Raw genomic sequence first — 15,222 nt, forward strand, 5'->3', positions numbered from 1 at the left:
CGCCGTCCCGGCCGCCGAGCGCGCCTGGACGGCGTGGCGGCGCGCCATGTGGACGCTGGCCGTCGTCGTCCCGCTCGTCTTCCTCGCCGCGTTCTTCGCCTATCCGGTGGCGGCGATCGTCGCGCGCGGCTTCGTCGCGAACGGCGCGCTCGACCTCGGCGGCTTCGCCGACGTCCTGGGCGACCCGCGGACCTGGCGGGTCGTGGCGCACACCCTCGAGCAGGCCGTCGCCGGGACGGTGCTCGCCGTCGTGCTCGCGGTCCCGGGCGCCTACGTGCTCTACCGGTGCTCCTGGCCGGGGCGCGGCCTCGTCCGGGGGCTGGTCGCGGTGCCGTTCGTGCTGCCGAGCGTCGTGGTCGGGGTCGCGTTCCGCGCGCTGCTCGCCTCGCACGGTCCGCTCGGCTTCCTCGGCCTCGACCGGTCGTTCCCGGCGATCGTCGCCGCGCTGGTCTTCTTCAACTACGGGCTCGCGGTCCGGCTCATCGGGACCGTCTGGGAGCGGCTCGACCCGCGGACCGAGCAGGCGGCCCGCACGCTCGGCGCCTCCCCGGCCCGCGCGTTCCTCACCGTGACGCTGCCCGCGCTCGGCCCCGCGATCGCCTCGGCCGCGTCGCTCGTCTTCCTGTTCTGCGCGACGGCGTTCGCGGTCGTGCTCGTGCTCGGCGGCCAGCGCTACGCGACGGTCGAGGTGGAGATCTGGCTGCGGACCACCCAGTTCCTCGACCTGCGGACCGCCTCCGTGCTGAGCGTGATCCAGCTCGTCGTCGTCGCGGTCGCGCTGTGGGTATCGGCGCGGGCGCGCTCCCGCGGTGAGCGGGCGCTGCGGCTCGTCGAGGCCGGCCGCGCCGTCCGCCCCCTGCGCCCGCTCCGCTCTCCGGTCGACGCCGCCACCGCGGCGCTCACGGCTCTCGTCGTCGCCCTGGTCGCGCTGCCGCTGCTCACGCTCGTCGTCCGCTCGTTCCGCCGGGACGGCGCGTGGACGCTGGCCAACTACGCCGCGCTGTCCGGCACGGGTCGGGCCGGCGGCGGGGGCAGCGCGCTCACCGTGAGCGTGTGGGCCGCCGCGCAGAACTCGCTGCGGATCGCGGTCGACGCGACGCTGCTCGCGCTCGTCGTCGGGATCACGCTCTCGCTCGTCCTGTCCCGGCGCCCCCGCCGGCCGTTCGCCCGACGCGCCATCGGGGCGCTCGACTCGGCCGTCATGCTGCCGCTCGGCGTGTCGGCGGTGACGGTCGGGTTCGGGTTCCTCATCGCGCTCGACCGCCCGCCCCTCGACCTGCGCAGCTCGCTCGTGCTCATCCCGATCGCCCAGGCGATGGTCGCGATCCCGCTGGTCGTCCGCACGATCCTGCCGGTGCTCCGGGCGATCGACCCCCGCCTGCGCCAGGCGGCCGCGGTGCTCGGCGCGGCGCCGGGTCGGGTGCTGGCCACCGTCGACCTGCCGCTGGCGCTGCGCTCGATCGGGCTCGCTGCCGGCTTCGCGTTCGCGGTCTCGCTGGGCGAGTTCGGCGCGACGTCTTTCCTCGCCCGCCCCGACCGCCCGACGCTGCCGGTCGTGATCTTCCGGCTGCTCGGCCGACCGGGCGAGGGCAACTACGAGATGGCGGTCGCGGCGTCGGTCGTGCTCGCCGTCGTCGTCGGTGTCGTCATGACGACGGCGGAGCGCCTGCGCCCCGCCGGGACGGGAGACCTGTGAGGAACGACGTCGAGGCCACCGCGCCGCGCCCGGACCGGATGGGCTCCGGGCTGCGGGTCGAGGACGCCACCGTGCGCTACCCGGGTCGGACGGCCTCGACGCTCGCGGTTGACGACGTCACCCTTGGTGTCGAGGCCGGGGAGGTGCTCGCGCTGCTCGGCCCCTCGGGGTGCGGCAAGTCCTCGCTGCTGCGGGCCGTCGCGGGCCTCGAGCCGATGGCGGCCGGGCGCGTCCTGTGGGGCGGCGTCGACCTGACGCGGGTGCCCGTGCACCGCCGCGGGTTCGGGCTCATGTTCCAGGACGGTCAGCTCTTCCCGCACCGCGACGTCGCCGGGAACGTCGCGTACGGGCTGCGGGGGACGTCGTTCGGCGCCACGCGCGCGTCGCGCGCGGAGCGCGTCGCGGAGATGCTCGACCTGGTCGGGCTCGACGGGTTCGGGGCGCGCTCGATCTCGACGCTGTCGGGCGGGCAGGCGCAGCGGGTCGCGCTGGCGCGCGCGCTCGCCCCCCAGCCGCGGCTGCTCCTGCTGGACGAGCCGCTGTCCTCGCTCGACCGGCGCCTGCGCGAGGAGCTCGCCGTCGACGTCGCCCGCGTCCTGCGCGAGGCCGGGACGATGGCCCTCTACGTGACCCACGACCACGACGAGGCGTTCGCCGTCGCCGACCGCGTCGCCGTGATGATCGACGGGCGGGTGCGCCGCGTCGCCGGCCCGGCCGAGCTCGTCGCCGACCCCGGTGACGCCGAGGTCGCGGAGTTCCTCGGCCTCGGGTCGTAGCCGGCGCCGAGCGGCGCGGCCGGGCTAGAGGAGCTCGAGGTCGCGGGCGCGGCGCAGCGCCTCCTCCCGCGTGCTCGCCCCGAGCTTGCGGTACAGGCTGCGCTGCTGGCTCTTCACGGTGTTGACCGAGACGCCGAGGACGTCGGCCGTCGCTCGCGTGCTCGACCCGCGCGCCAGCTCGTGCAGCACGATCGTCTCGCGCGGCGTGAGGTCGGTCGACGTCGTCGCCCCCGCCTCGAGCATGGCGGGGAAGGGCGTGTCGAGGTTGTCCGGCGCGCCCCCGGGCAGCAGGCCCTCGAGCAGCCGGCGGTCGGCGGCCGTGAGTGCCAGCCACATCCGCCGCGACCCGCTCTCCCGGGTCAGCGCGACGGCGCTGCCGACCTGCCGGCGCGCCGCGTCGCGGTTGCCGGTCCGGGTCGCGAGCACCGCGTCGAGCAGGTGCGTGAGGATGCGCAGCGCGACCTGGGAGTGGAGCACCGGCCCGTCGGCCGCCGTCGCCGGGGGACGGGGGCGCGCCGCCTCCAGCATGAGGGTGTCGGCGAGGGAGAGGTGACCCGTGGCCACGAGCGCGGCTGCGCGCAGGAGCAGGGCGAACGTGTCGTGGTCGGCGGTGCTCTCGCCGAGCATCTCGACGGGGGCGCCGGCCGCGGACAGTGGACCGCCGAGGGCCGCCCGCACCATGGTCCGGACGGCGCGGATCCGCTCGACCCAGGTCACGGAGACGAGCCGCGCGTTCGGTGCCATGAGCGCGCGGTCGAGCACGGCCTGGGCCTCGGTGAGCTCGCCTGCGTAGGCCGCGCGCGTGGCGAGCGAGATCGCCTCGAGCCCGGCGAGCTCCTCGAACCGCTGGGGGATCGCGAGCAGGAGGTCCTGCGCCTCGTCGTACCCCTCGCGGTCGTCGCGCTCCATCGCGATGATCGCGCGGGTGTCGAGCAGGATGCGGGCCGCGTAGCGTCCCAGGGCGAGGACGTCCGGCGGCCGCGTCGGGAGGTCGCGGACGAACGTGTCGGCGATCTCGACCTCGCCGGCCCAGACGAGGACCAGCGCGCGCAGCAGGCGGGTGAGCAGCTCCGACGGCGTGCCGGGGCGCTCGTTCGCGTGCGCCTCCTCGAGCAGCTCCAGCGCGCGCGGGGTGTCGCCCGAGATGAACGACGCGGTCGCGATGTTGCGCAGCAGGAACCCGGCGCCCTGGACCTCGATGCCCGCGGCCCGCGCCTCCCGCAGCGAGTCGAGCGCGGTGGTCGCCGCCTCCTGCGCCCGGGCGTGGTCGCCGAGGAAGCGCAGGGCCATCGACTTGACGGTGGAGAGGTAGCAGCGCTCTCCCGGGTCGGACGGGTTGAGCAGGGCGACCGACCGCGCGGCGACGTCGAACATCCGCGGCGCGAGATGACCGCGGGTCGGGTGCTGACGCAGCGCGAAGCCGAGCGTCAGCGCGAGGCTCGGGTACCCCTCGAGCTGCCACTCCTCGACGCCGAGCGCGATGTCCGACAGCGCCACCATGTCGGCGTCGCGCAGGTACAGCCAGCCGGCGCGGCAGGCGCGGTCGAGCAGCGCGGGGTCCTGCGCCTCGAGGGCAGCGAGGCCGGCGACGCCGAACGCCCCGGTCGCCAGCGCCGCCGCGACGACGTCGTGGGTCAGCCGCGCGTGCAGGTCCGGGTCGTTCGTCCGCAGGTGGGTGTGCAGCACGGCGCGGAACGGGGCGAGCACCTCGAACAGGTCGGGACCGGTGGCCGCGAGACCGCCCGTGCGCCAGAACCCGAGCCCAAGCTCCTCGGCGTGGTCGATCAGGTCGCGTCCCGACCGGTCGAGCCGCTCGGCCGCCCCGGCGTCCTCCCCGTCGTCCGCCGCGGGCGGGCGCAGGGCGCGCACGAGGTCGGCGAGCTCGACCGTGAGGTGGCCCGGGACGGCCAGTCGGCTCAGCATCGCGAGCTCGGCCGGCGTCGCGGCGTTGCCGAGCACCTCGAGCGCTGCCTCGTCGGCGAGCGCCCGCAGCCGCTCGGGCGGGACGGCCCCGGGGTGCTGACCGTGATCGGCGAGGGCGAGCAGGAGGAGGCGCATCGTCAGCGCGTGCCCGCCGGTGTGCAGCGCGAGCCGGCGGGTGGTCTCCGGCGACGGCGTCCGGTCGGGCAGCAGCACCGCGATGTCCTCGGCGGTCAGGGCGAGGTCGGGTCCGACGAGCGCGACGGGCACGCGGACGCGCGCCGAGCGGCCCTCGAGCTGGAGGGCGCGTCGCGTCGTCACGATCACGCGGAGTCCGGCGACGCTCGTCACGAGCTCCAGCACGTCGCTCGCGAGCCGCGGGTCACGGGCCCGGTCGAGGGAGTCGAGCACGATCGTCACCGGCGGCTCGCCCGCCCGCAGCGCGACGGTCAGCCGGGCCAGCGCGTCCCGCGGGCCGCCGGCGGCCCCGGCTGCGTCGGTCGGCTCGGCACCGTCGCCCGTCAGGTCGGCGAGCACCGCGGCCCAGGTCTGCTCGGCGTCGTCGTCGGCGTGCACCTCTCGCCAGACGACGACGCGTCCCGCCGCCGCGTCCTCCCGCGCGGCGAGCGTGGCGAGGACGGTCTTGCCGCTCCCGAGCGGGCCGCGCACGACGGACAGTCGGGCGTCCCCGCGCAACCGAGCCACGAGCGAGGCCCGCGGCGCGAGCGGGTCGGGGGGCAGGGGGAGTCGAGCAGGGTCGGTGAGCCGCGACATGTCACACCCTCGGGGGGAAGGGATGGGAGGACTCCAACCTAAGGGACCGGCGACGGATCCGCCCGAACCCCGACCAGCCCGGGCCCGGGCCAGGCCCGGTTCCGGCCTCGCCCGGGCGCCGGTCCGGCCTCGCCGGGGCACCGTTCCTGGCCCGCTCCGGCCCGGGTGGCCCGGGCGCATAGGCTTGCCCCGTGCCCGCCGGCCCCTCGACCCCAGCCCTCGCGCTGCGCCACGTGACGAAGGTGTTCGAGGACGGGACGAGGGCCCTGGAGGACGTCTCGTTCACCGTCGACCCCGGCGAGCTGGTGAGCCTCGTCGGTCCCAGCGGCTGCGGCAAGACGACGGCGCTGCGGATCGCCGCCGGGCTGGAGACGCCGACCGACGGCGACGTCGAGCGATCGGCCGCGGCCAGCGCCAACCTCGGGTTCGTGTTCCAGGACGCGACGCTGCTGGAGTGGCGCACCGCGCGCTCCAACGTCGAGCTCCTGCCCGAGCTGCGCGGCGTCCCGGCGGCGGAGCGTCGCGCGCGGGCCGAGGCGGCGCTCGCGTCGGTCGGGCTGTCCGACGCCGGAGCCAAGCGGCCGCGCCAGCTCTCCGGCGGCATGCGGATGCGGGTCTCGATCGCCCGCGCGCTCGTGTCGGAGCCGGAGCTCGCGCTGTTCGACGAGCCCTTCGGCGCGCTCGACGAGCTGACCCGGCTGTCGCTGCAGGTGCTGCTGCAGGACCTCTTCGCCGCGGCGCGGTTCGCCGCGCTCTTCATCACGCACTCGGTCGCGGAGGCGGTGTACCTGTCCGACCGCGTCCTGGTCATGGGGCTCGGCCGGATCGCCGACGAGGTCGTCGTCCCGTGGGCGCACCCGCGAGCGCCGGAGCTGCGCTACACGGCCGAGTTCGCGGCGCTCGTCGGCGAGGTGTCGGGGCGGCTGGAGTCCGCGGGCGCCTCGATCGGCGACGACCCCCGAGCGGGGGTCACCCGATGACCGCCCGCGCGCCGCGCCGCCTGCCCGAGTGGGTCGCGTCGGTCGCCTCGGGTGTCGTGGCCGTCGTCGTCCTCGGCGGGATCTGGACCTACGTCAGCCTCGTCCTGCTCGACCCCGACCGGCGGTTCCTGCTGCCGCCGCCGTGGGAGGTGGTCGCGACCCTCGGCCGGCCGAGCGTCATGCAGCCGATGCTCGAGGCGCTCGGCCGCACGACGATGGTCTCGCTCGCCGGCCTCGCGATCGCGGTCGCGCTCGGGGCCGCCTGGGCGATCGCGATGAGCCAGTCGCGGTGGGTCGAGCGCGTGATCTACCCCTACGCGGTCATCCTGCAGACCGTCCCGATCCTCGCGCTGACGCCGCTCATCGGCGTGTGGTTCGGCTACGGCATCCCGGCTCGCGTGGTCGTCGCCGTCATCATCGCGATCTTCCCGGTCATCTCGATGACGTTCTTCGGGCTGACCTCCGGCCCCAGTCCCGCGGCGCACGACCTGTTCACGCTCGCCCGCGCCACGCGGTGGCAGCGGCTGACGCGACTCGAGCTGCCGGCGGCCGTGCCGTCGATGTTCACCGGGCTGCGCTCGGCGGCCGGGTTGTCCGTCATCGGCGCGATCGTCGGCGACTTCTTCTTCCAGCAGGGCGCCGTCGGCATCGGCGGGCTGCTGCGGGTCTACACGCTGCGGCTCGACATGGCGGTGCTCCTCACCGCGGTCGGGCTGACGGCACTGTTCGGCGTCGTGGTGTTCACGGTGTTCGGCGTGGCCGAGCGGCTCGTCGTCGGGCACTTCTACGGCGCCCCCGGCGGCGGCCGCCGCCGCTGACGCCGGCCGCCGCCGCTGACGCCGGCCGTGCGCCGCTGAGCGTGCCCCAACCAAGCGGTCACCCGACTGGTCGCCGTTCGACAGGTTGTCGACGAAAACCGACAGGTTGTGCGTGAGCACCGCGTCCGCCGCGCCGCGACCTGATTGCGTGCTTGGTACACGCCGTCGCGGCGTGGCCGGCGGGACGTGCGTGGGGGCGCGACCGGCCGAGACCTCAAACGGCGCCAGCGGGCACGATCCGCGGTCGCGCCACACGAAGGAGAAGACACACGATGACGATCAGGAGATCGAGGGTCGCGAGGCCCGTCCTGACGGGGACGGCGCTGCTCGGCGCCGTGGCGATGGTGCTGAGCGGCTGCACCTCCACGCCGAACGACGGGTCGACCCCGTCGACGTCCGGGGGCACGGCGGACGCCGGCGACGGGACGTCGTACTCGACCGAGGAGATCAGCGACGGCAGGACGACGTTCGTCCGGGTGACCAACCCGGGTGATGGCGCGACCCTGTCCTACAGCCCGGACAGCGGCATCGAGCTGCTCGACGTCGCCGACGGCGAGCTGACCTACGCGTTCAAGGACCTCAACGGCAACGGCGAGCTGGACACCTGGGAGGACTGGCGGGTGCCGGCCGCCGAGCGGGCCGCCGCCCTCGTCCCGTCGCTCTCCACGGAGCAGATCGCCGGCCTCATGCTGTTCAGCAGCGGCGAGAACTCGCCGATCGACGGACTGAGCGACAACCAGCGCGACTACCTCACCACCAGCCACCTGCGCAACGTGCAGAACGCCGGCAACAACGACGTCACCGCGAACGTCACGTGGGTGAACCAGATGCAGGCGTTCGTCGAGACGCTCGCGTCCGAGGACACCCCGTACGTCCCGGTGAACTTCGCCTCCAACCCGCGCTCCGACGCCACGAACCAGGTGGCGTACTCGCAGGCCGAGAACGTCTCGCAGTGGCCGTCGTCGCTCGGCATGGCCGCGACGTTCGACCCCGAGCTGGTCCGCGAGTTCGGTGAGATGAGCTCGCAGGAGCTGCGCGCCATCGGCATCACGACGCTCCTCGGCCCGCAGATCGACCTCGCGAGCGACCCCCGCTGGTCGCGCGTGTACGGCACGTTCGGCGAGGACACCGACCTCGTGACCGACATGACGGCCGCGTTCGTCGAGTCCTACCAGGACGACCCCGACAGCACCGGCCCCGACGCCGGCTGGGGCACCGGCTCGGTCAACGCCATGATCAAGCACTTCCCGGGCGACGGCGCCGGCGAGAGCGGGCGCGAGTCGCACTACCAGACCGGCAAGTACGCCGTGTTCCCCGGCGACTCCTTCGACCAGCACCTCCAGCCGTTCCTCGGCTCGCTCGACTCCGCGGCCATCATGACGTCGTACTCGATCACGCTCGACGGCGACGGCCAGCCCATGTTCAGCTCCGAGCGCGGCACGGCCTACGTCAAGGACATCATCGACATCCTGCGCGAGGAGCACGGATACGAGGGTGTCCTCGTGACCGACTGGGCGATCACCTCGGGCGGCTCGGGCGACCCCGACTCGCCGTACGGCACCGCATGGGGCGTCGACGAGCTGACCCAGGGCGAGCGCCACTTCGAGATCCTCAAGGCCGGCATGGACATGTTCGGCGGGAACACGGCCGTCGGCCCCGTCATGGAGGCGTACGACTTCTGGGAGACCGCCCACGAGGCCGGTGAGCTCGACGTCGACGCGCGCACGCGGTTCGAGGAGAGCGGCGCCCGCATCCTCACGATGGTGATCCGCACGGGCCTGTACGAGGACCCGTTCCTGGACCTGGAGAGCTCCAAGGCGGTGCTCGGCAGCCCCGACAAGATCGAGGCGGCAGCGAACGCGCAGGCCGACTCCGTCGTCATGCTCAAGAACACCGGCGACGCGGTCTCCTGCGCGGCGCCGGTCGACTACTCCGACGCGACCGTCTACATCCCGCGCACGTTCGACGCCGGCATGTCGACCTGGTTCAGCCCGGCCGTGCCCACCGAGGGCCCGGTCGTCGACCTCGAGCTCGCCGAGCAGTACTTCGGCACCGTCGTGACGGACGAGGCCGAGCTCGACGCCGAGGGCAACGTCATCAGCTACACGGCGCCGGACCTCAGCGACGTCGACCTCGTCCTCGTCGGCATGCACTCGCCAAACAACGGGATCTACCACACGGCCCCCGGGTACGACACCGAGGCCGGGCACTACTACCCGATCTCGCTGCAGTACCGCCCCTACACGGCCGACGGCGACAACGTGCGCCGGGTCTCGATCTCGGGCGACCTGCTGCCGGACGGGACGCGGGAGAACCGCTCCTACTTCGGCCAGACCTCGCGGATCAGCAACGAGGGCGACCTCGACTCGTTCGACCGGGCCGTCGCTGCCGTCGAGGCCACGGGCAAGGACATCCCGGTGATCGCCGTCGTCAAGGCGACGAACCCGTTCATCCCGGCGGAGTTCGAGTCCCGGGCGGACGCGCTCCTCGTCGGCTTCGGGGTCTCCGACCAGGCGCTGCTCGACGTGGCGACCGGTCAGCACCAGCCGGCCGGCCGGCTGCCGATGGCGTTCCCGATCGACATGGACGCCGTCGAGGGGTCGTTCGAGGACACGCCGATGGACGTCGCCGCGTTCGTCGACTCCCAGGGCAACACGTACGACCTCGGCTTCGGTCTGAGCTGCTCGGGCGAGCAGCTCTCCTAGCCCGGCCGGTCCGTCCCCTCCGATACCGGGGTGACCTCAGTCGCGATACGCGATCGGGCTCACCCCGGTATCGGAGTCGGGCGCCGGTGCCGCGCCCGCGCCCGCCCCGCCCGCGCCGGATCACGGTTCGATCACGATCGGATAACGATGCGATATCGCCCATGACCAGCACCAACAGGTTGTGCCCCGGAAACGACAGGTTGTCCCGCGCCGCGGGCCGACCGCGCCGCCGAGTGGTCGAGTGGAGGGCACCGAGACACGCCACCGTGGTCGTGTCGGGACGAAGGAGACATCGATGACGATCGCACGAGGGTCGGTCAGGCCGGTCCTGGCGGGAGCAGCGCTCGTGAGCGCGCTCGCGCTGGTGCTCGCCGGCTGCACGTCGACGCCGTCAACGGACCCGAGCGACGGCGCGAGCGCGTCCGCGTCGGGGACGACGGCGGGGGACGAGAACACCTACTCGACGAGGGAGGTGAACGACGGGAAGACGACCTTCGTCGAGGTCACCAACCCGGACGGCGGCAAGACGCTGTCCTACAGCCCGGACAGCGGGATCGAGCTGCTCGACGTCACCCACGGCGACCTCACCTACGCCTTCAAGGACATGAACCGCAACGGCGAGCTGGACACCTGGGAGGACTGGCGTCTGGATGCGTCCGAGCGCGCGGCCGACCTCGCGCAGCAGCTCTCGGTCGAGCAGATCCAGGGCCTCATGCTGTTCAGCTCCCACGAGCGCTCGCCCGCCGACGGCCTGACCGACGCGCAGAAGACGTACCTGTCCGACGACCGCCTGCGCAACGTGCTCAACGCTGCCGACAACCAGATCGCGCCGAGCGTGACCTGGGTGAACGAGATGGAGGCGTTCGTCGAGGGCCTGGCGAGCGAGGACGAGCCCTACGTCCCCGTGAACTTCAGCTCCGACCCGCGCTCCGACGCTGCCGGCGGCTACACGGCCTCGGCCGTCACCGACATCTCGGTCTGGCCCAACTCGCTCGGCCTCGCGGCGACCTTCAGCCCGGAGACGGTGCTGCAGTTCGGCCAGATGGCGTCGGAGGAGTACCGCGCGCTCGGCATCAACATGGCGCTGAGCCCGCAGATCGACCTCGTGACCGACCCCCGCTGGTCCCGCAACAACGGCACGTTCGGCGAGGACCCGGAGCTCACGGGTCAGCTCGGCGCCGCGTACGTCGAGGGCTTCCAGTCGGGTGAGTCGTCCGTCGCGACGACGACGAAGCACTTCCCGGGCGACGGCTCGGGTGAGGGTGGCCGCGAGTCGCACACGGACATCGGCAAGTTCGCCGTGTACCCGGGCGGCAACGAGCAGGGCTCCTTCGAGCCGTTCAAGTCGACGCTCGACTCCGGCGCCGTCATGCTGTCCTACTCGATCGGGATCGCGGCCGACGGCTCGGCCGCCTTCGGCGACAAGGTCGCGACCGCGTACGACAAGGAGAAGGTCGGCCTGCTGCGCGACGCCGGCTACGACGGCGTCATCATGACCGACTGGCGCGTCACGCACGACATCGAGGCGTTCGGCGGCCCGTGGGGGATGGAGACCGCGACGGAGGAGGAGCGGCACTACGCCGTCATCCAGTCCGACGTCGACATGTTCGGCGGCAACAACGTCCTCGCGCCGGTCAAGGCGGCGTACGACCTGTGGCAGGCGGACTTCGAGGCCGGCAACGGCGTCGTCGACGTCGACGCGGAGACCCGGTTCCGCGCCTCCGCCGAGCGGATCGTCCGGATGATCATGAACAACGGCGCGTACGAGAACCCGTACGTCGACCTCGAGCACTCGACCGAGGTCATCGGCAGCCAGGACAAGATCGACGCCGGGTACCAGGCGCAGCTCGACTCCGTCGTCATGCTGAAGAACGACGGCGCGATCGCGGCGGCCGAGGCCGGCGACTGGGCGGACAAGACGGTCTACGTGCCGCAGTCCTACGACCTCGGCTTCGACAACCCGATGCTCGGCACCGAGTACTCCCAGGGCCCGACCTTCGCGATCGAGGTCGCGCAGGAGTACTTCGGCACCGTCGTGACCGACGAGGTCGAGCTCGACGCCGACGGCAAGGTCGTCGGCTACACCGCGCCCGACCTGAGCGACGTCGACGTCACCGTCGTCGGTATCAAGCCCCCGCAGCAGGGTGGCCTGTTCGGCGGGTTCGACGCGGCGACGGGCACCTACATCCCGATCTCGCTCCAGTACCGCCCGTACATGGCCGACGGCCCGAACGTGCGCCAGACCTCCATCGCGGGCAACGCGCTCGCGGACGGGACGCAGGAGAACCGGTCGTACCTCGGGCAGACGAGCCAGATCTCGAACGAGGCCGACCTCGACGCGATCGAGCGCGCCGCCGCGGCCATCGAGGCGTCGGGCAAGGACATCCCGCTCATCACCGTCATCCGCACGGGCGAGGTCATGATGGACCACTCCACCGTCATCCCGGCGGAGTTCGAGGCGCTGTCCGACGCGATCCTCATCGGCTACGGCGTGGCGCAGTCCGCGTACTTCGACGTGGCCCTTGGTCTGCACGAGCCGGCGGCGCGCCTGCCGATCGGCCTGCCGGCCAGCATGGACGCCGTCGAGGGCTCCTACGAGGACGTCCCGAAGGACGTGGAGTCCTACGTCGACTCGGCCGGCAACACCTACGAGTTCGGGTTCGGCCTGAACTACTCGGGCCCGATCTCCTAGCGCCCGGCTGAACCTCCGACAACGGGGTGGGCTCGATCGCGAGACGCGATCGGGCCCACCCCGTTGTCGGAGGGGGGAGCGGGCCGGGCGGCGGCTGGCGGTGGTGGCGATCCGACCTCCGGGTCGCGATCCGGTCATGGGGTGGAACAGGTCGTGCACGAATATCGACAGGTTGTCGACAATGTGACCACTCGCTCTGTTTTTCTTGATTGCCTGCTGGGACACCCCGCGACGGGGTGCGTCGGGACGTGCACGGGGGCACCGGCCCGGCGGGTGAGCCAGAGGGTCGTCGGCGGCGCCGTCCGCCGACCGCCAGACGAAGGAGACAGACACGATGACGATCGGGAGATCGACACCTCGACGCCGCATCCTCGCCGGAGCCGCCCTGAGCGGTGCGCTCGCGCTGGTGCTGGCCGGGTGCACCGGGACACCGGGTGAGACCGGGAGCCAGGACCCGAGCGGGGACGGCACGACGAGCGCAGCTGAGACCGGCCCCTTCGAGACCCGGCAGGTCGACGACGGGACCACGACGTTCACGATCGTCGAGAACCCCGGCGACGGCCCCCGGCTCTGCTACGGCGCCGAGAGCGGCGTCGCGATCCTGGAGGAGGCGGACGGCGACGCGACCTCCGCCTTCAAGGACATGAACGGCAACGGCACGCTGGACGCCTGGGAGGACTGGCGTCTGGACGCGTCCGAGCGCGCGGCCGACCTCGCGCAGCAGATGTCGGCCGAGCAGATCGCCGGCCTCATGCTCGTGAGCTCGCACGAGCGCTCCCCGCAGGACGGGCTGTCGGACGCGCAGATGACCTACCTGTCGGAGTCGAACCTGCGCAACGTGCTCAACGCCGCGGGCAACGACGCCGCGGCGATCATCCCGTGGGTCAACCAGATGCAGTCCTACGTCGAGACGCTGGCGACGGACGGCACTCCGTACGTCCCGGTGAACTTCAGCTCCGACCCGCGCTCGACGGCGGGGTCCGGCGGGTACAACTCCGACGGCGACGACATCTCGCGCTGGCCCTCGAACCTGGGCCTCGCGGCGACGTTCGACCCCGAGCACACGGTCAAGCACGCCGAGATGGCCTCGGCCGAGTACCGCGCGCTGGGCATCGCGACCGCGCTGGGGCCGCAGATCGACCTGGCGACGGAGCCGCGCTGGCTCCGCGTCGGCGGCACCTTCGGCGAGGACGCGGACCAGAACACGGAGCTCACGGCCGCGTACGTCGACGGCTTCCAGGGCACCGGGGGAACGGACGCGTGGGGCGCCGAGTCCGTCAACGCGATGATCAAGCACTGGGCCGGCGACGGTCCGGGCGAGGGCGGCCGCGAGTCGCACCGCGACGTCGGCAAGTACGGCGTCTACCCGGGTGGGAACTTCGAGGAGCACACGCAGGCCTTCCTCGGCTCGTTGAACGCAGCGTCCGTCATGACGGCCTACTCGATCGCGCTGGACGCCGACGGGCAGCCGATCCTCGGCGGCGACCGGACCGGCGCGGCGTACGACCACGCCCGGATGGACCTCCTGCGCGAGGAGAACGGGTACGACGGCGTCGTGGTCACCGACTGGAGCGTCATGCGCGCGATCGGCGACACCGGCGCCGACGGCAAGCCCGCGACCAGCGGTCAGGCGTGGGGCGCCGAGCACCTGACGCCCGCCGAGCGGTACTTCACCGTCCTGAGCACCGGCCACGACATGTTCGGTGGCGTCAACGACGCGACGTACATCCTCGAGGCCTACGACCTGTGGCAGGAGAAGTACGAGGCCGGGGAGGTCGACGTCGACGCTGACACCCGCTTCCGCGAGTCGGCGGCCCGGATCCTCACCCTCATGCTCAAGCCGGGTCTGTACGAGTGCGCCTACCTCGACATGGACGAGTCGCTCGCGGTGCTCGCAAGCGACGACAAGGTCGAGGCCGGCTTCACCGCGCAGCTCGACTCCGTCGTCATGCTGAAGAACGACGGCACGATCGGCGCGTCCGAGGCGGCGGACTGGACGGACAAGACCGTCTACGTCCCGCGCGCCTACGACGTCGGCTTCGCGTCGGCGACGGGACCGGGGGAGTACCTCGAGGGTCCGACGCTGACGGTCGAGGTCGCCGAGGGGTACGTCGGGACCGTGGTGACGGACGAGGCGGAGCTCGACGCCGATGGGCACGTGATCGGCTACACCGCCCCCGACCTGAGCGACGTCGACGTCGTCCTGGTCGGCATGGACAGCCCGAACAACGGCACCAACTTCTCCGGCTCGGGGTATGACGCCGAGTCGGACCAGTGGTACCCGTTCTCGCTCCAGTACCGCCCGTACACGGCGGACGGCCCGAACGTGCGCCAGGTCTCGATCTCCGGTGACCTCCTCGAGGACGGCACGCAGGAGAACCGCTCCTACGCCGGCAACACGTCGCGGATCGCGAACGAGTCGATGCTCGACGCGTTCGAGCGGGCAACGGCGGCGGTCGAGGCCAGCGGCCGGGACATCCCGGTCGTCACCGTGATCCGGGCGATCAACCCCGTCATCCCGGCGGAGTTCGAGGCGGCGTCGGACGCGATCGTCGTCGGGTTCGGCACGAGCGACGCCGCGCTCATCGAGGTGGCGCTGGGTCTGTACGAGCCGAAGGGGCGCCTGCCGATGCAGTTCCCGGCGGACATGGACACGGTCGAGGCCCAGCTCGAGGACGTCGGCAAGGACATGACGCCGTACACCGACTCGGCCGGCAACGTGTACGACTACGGGTTCGGCCTGAGCTACGCGGGCCCGATCTCCTAGCCCGCCCGGCCAGACCTCCGATACCGGGGTGGGCTGGGTCGCGAAACGCGATCGGACCTACCCCGGTATCGGAGGGGGGCGTCCCGAAAGGGGC

General features: G+C 72.7%; 8 protein-coding genes. 7 read left to right on the forward strand and 1 reads right to left on the reverse strand.

Annotation, left to right across the window (positions count from 1 at the left end):
- Window positions 1-46 precede the first annotated feature (46 nt).
- Window positions 47-1,696: an ABC transporter permease gene (locus EDD28_RS07160; protein WP_123738976.1), complete on the forward strand. Its 1,650-nt coding sequence runs from the start codon at window positions 47-49 to the stop codon at window positions 1,694-1,696.
- Complete coding sequence (locus EDD28_RS07165) at window positions 1,693-2,472, forward strand: ABC transporter ATP-binding protein (RefSeq protein WP_245967953.1); 780 nt, start codon at window positions 1,693-1,695, stop codon at window positions 2,470-2,472. The genes EDD28_RS07160 and EDD28_RS07165 overlap by 4 nt, the downstream gene beginning before the upstream one ends.
- A gap of 24 nt (window positions 2,473-2,496) precedes the next feature.
- On the opposite strand, the gene EDD28_RS07170 is transcribed toward EDD28_RS07165, so the two are convergent.
- Complete coding sequence (locus EDD28_RS07170) at window positions 2,497-5,166, reverse strand: helix-turn-helix transcriptional regulator (RefSeq protein ID WP_123738977.1); 2,670 nt, start codon at window positions 5,164-5,166, stop codon at window positions 2,497-2,499.
- Window positions 5,167-5,357: 191 nt separating this feature from the next.
- On the opposite strand from EDD28_RS07170, the gene EDD28_RS07175 reads away from it, so the two are divergent.
- From EDD28_RS07175 to EDD28_RS07195, 5 genes are all read left to right on the forward strand, one after another.
- Window positions 5,358-6,146: an ABC transporter ATP-binding protein gene (locus EDD28_RS07175; RefSeq protein WP_211339134.1), complete on the forward strand. Its 789-nt coding sequence runs from the start codon at window positions 5,358-5,360 to the stop codon at window positions 6,144-6,146.
- Complete coding sequence (locus EDD28_RS07180; protein ID WP_123738979.1) at window positions 6,143-6,964, forward strand: ABC transporter permease; 822 nt, start codon at window positions 6,143-6,145, stop codon at window positions 6,962-6,964. The genes EDD28_RS07175 and EDD28_RS07180 overlap by 4 nt, the downstream gene beginning before the upstream one ends.
- A gap of 272 nt (window positions 6,965-7,236) precedes the next feature.
- The gene (locus EDD28_RS07185) at window positions 7,237-9,669 is read left to right on the forward strand and encodes a glycoside hydrolase family 3 protein (protein WP_123738980.1); all 2,433 of its coding nucleotides are present in this window, start codon (window positions 7,237-7,239) and stop codon (window positions 9,667-9,669) included.
- A 295-nt stretch (window positions 9,670-9,964) separates the two neighbouring features.
- Window positions 9,965-12,361: a glycoside hydrolase family 3 protein gene (locus EDD28_RS07190; RefSeq protein WP_123738981.1), complete on the forward strand. Its 2,397-nt coding sequence runs from the start codon at window positions 9,965-9,967 to the stop codon at window positions 12,359-12,361.
- A 334-nt stretch (window positions 12,362-12,695) separates the two neighbouring features.
- Complete coding sequence (locus EDD28_RS07195; protein ID WP_123738982.1) at window positions 12,696-15,128, forward strand: glycoside hydrolase family 3 N-terminal domain-containing protein; 2,433 nt, start codon at window positions 12,696-12,698, stop codon at window positions 15,126-15,128.
- The last annotated feature ends 94 nt before the right edge of the window (window positions 15,129-15,222 follow it).

Source organism: Salana multivorans, assembly GCF_003751805.1.
GTDB lineage: Bacteria > Actinomycetota > Actinomycetes > Actinomycetales > Beutenbergiaceae > Salana > Salana multivorans.

Excerpts from the sequence above, each read along its gene's own strand:
- EDD28_RS07160 (WP_123738976.1), top strand. The coding sequence starts at position 47 with ATGTGGACGCTGGCCGTCGTCGTCCCGCTCGTCTTCCTCGCCGCGTTC.
- EDD28_RS07170 (WP_123738977.1), bottom strand. The coding sequence starts at position 5,166 with ATGTCGCGGCTCACCGACCCTGCTCGACTCCCCCTGCCCCCCGACCCG.
- EDD28_RS07180 (WP_123738979.1), top strand. The coding sequence starts at position 6,143 with ATGACCGCCCGCGCGCCGCGCCGCCTGCCCGAGTGGGTCGCGTCGGTC.
- EDD28_RS07185 (WP_123738980.1), top strand. The coding sequence starts at position 7,237 with ATGACGATCAGGAGATCGAGGGTCGCGAGGCCCGTCCTGACGGGGACG.
- EDD28_RS07190 (WP_123738981.1), top strand. The coding sequence starts at position 9,965 with ATGACGATCGCACGAGGGTCGGTCAGGCCGGTCCTGGCGGGAGCAGCG.
- EDD28_RS07195 (WP_123738982.1), top strand. The coding sequence starts at position 12,696 with ATGACGATCGGGAGATCGACACCTCGACGCCGCATCCTCGCCGGAGCC.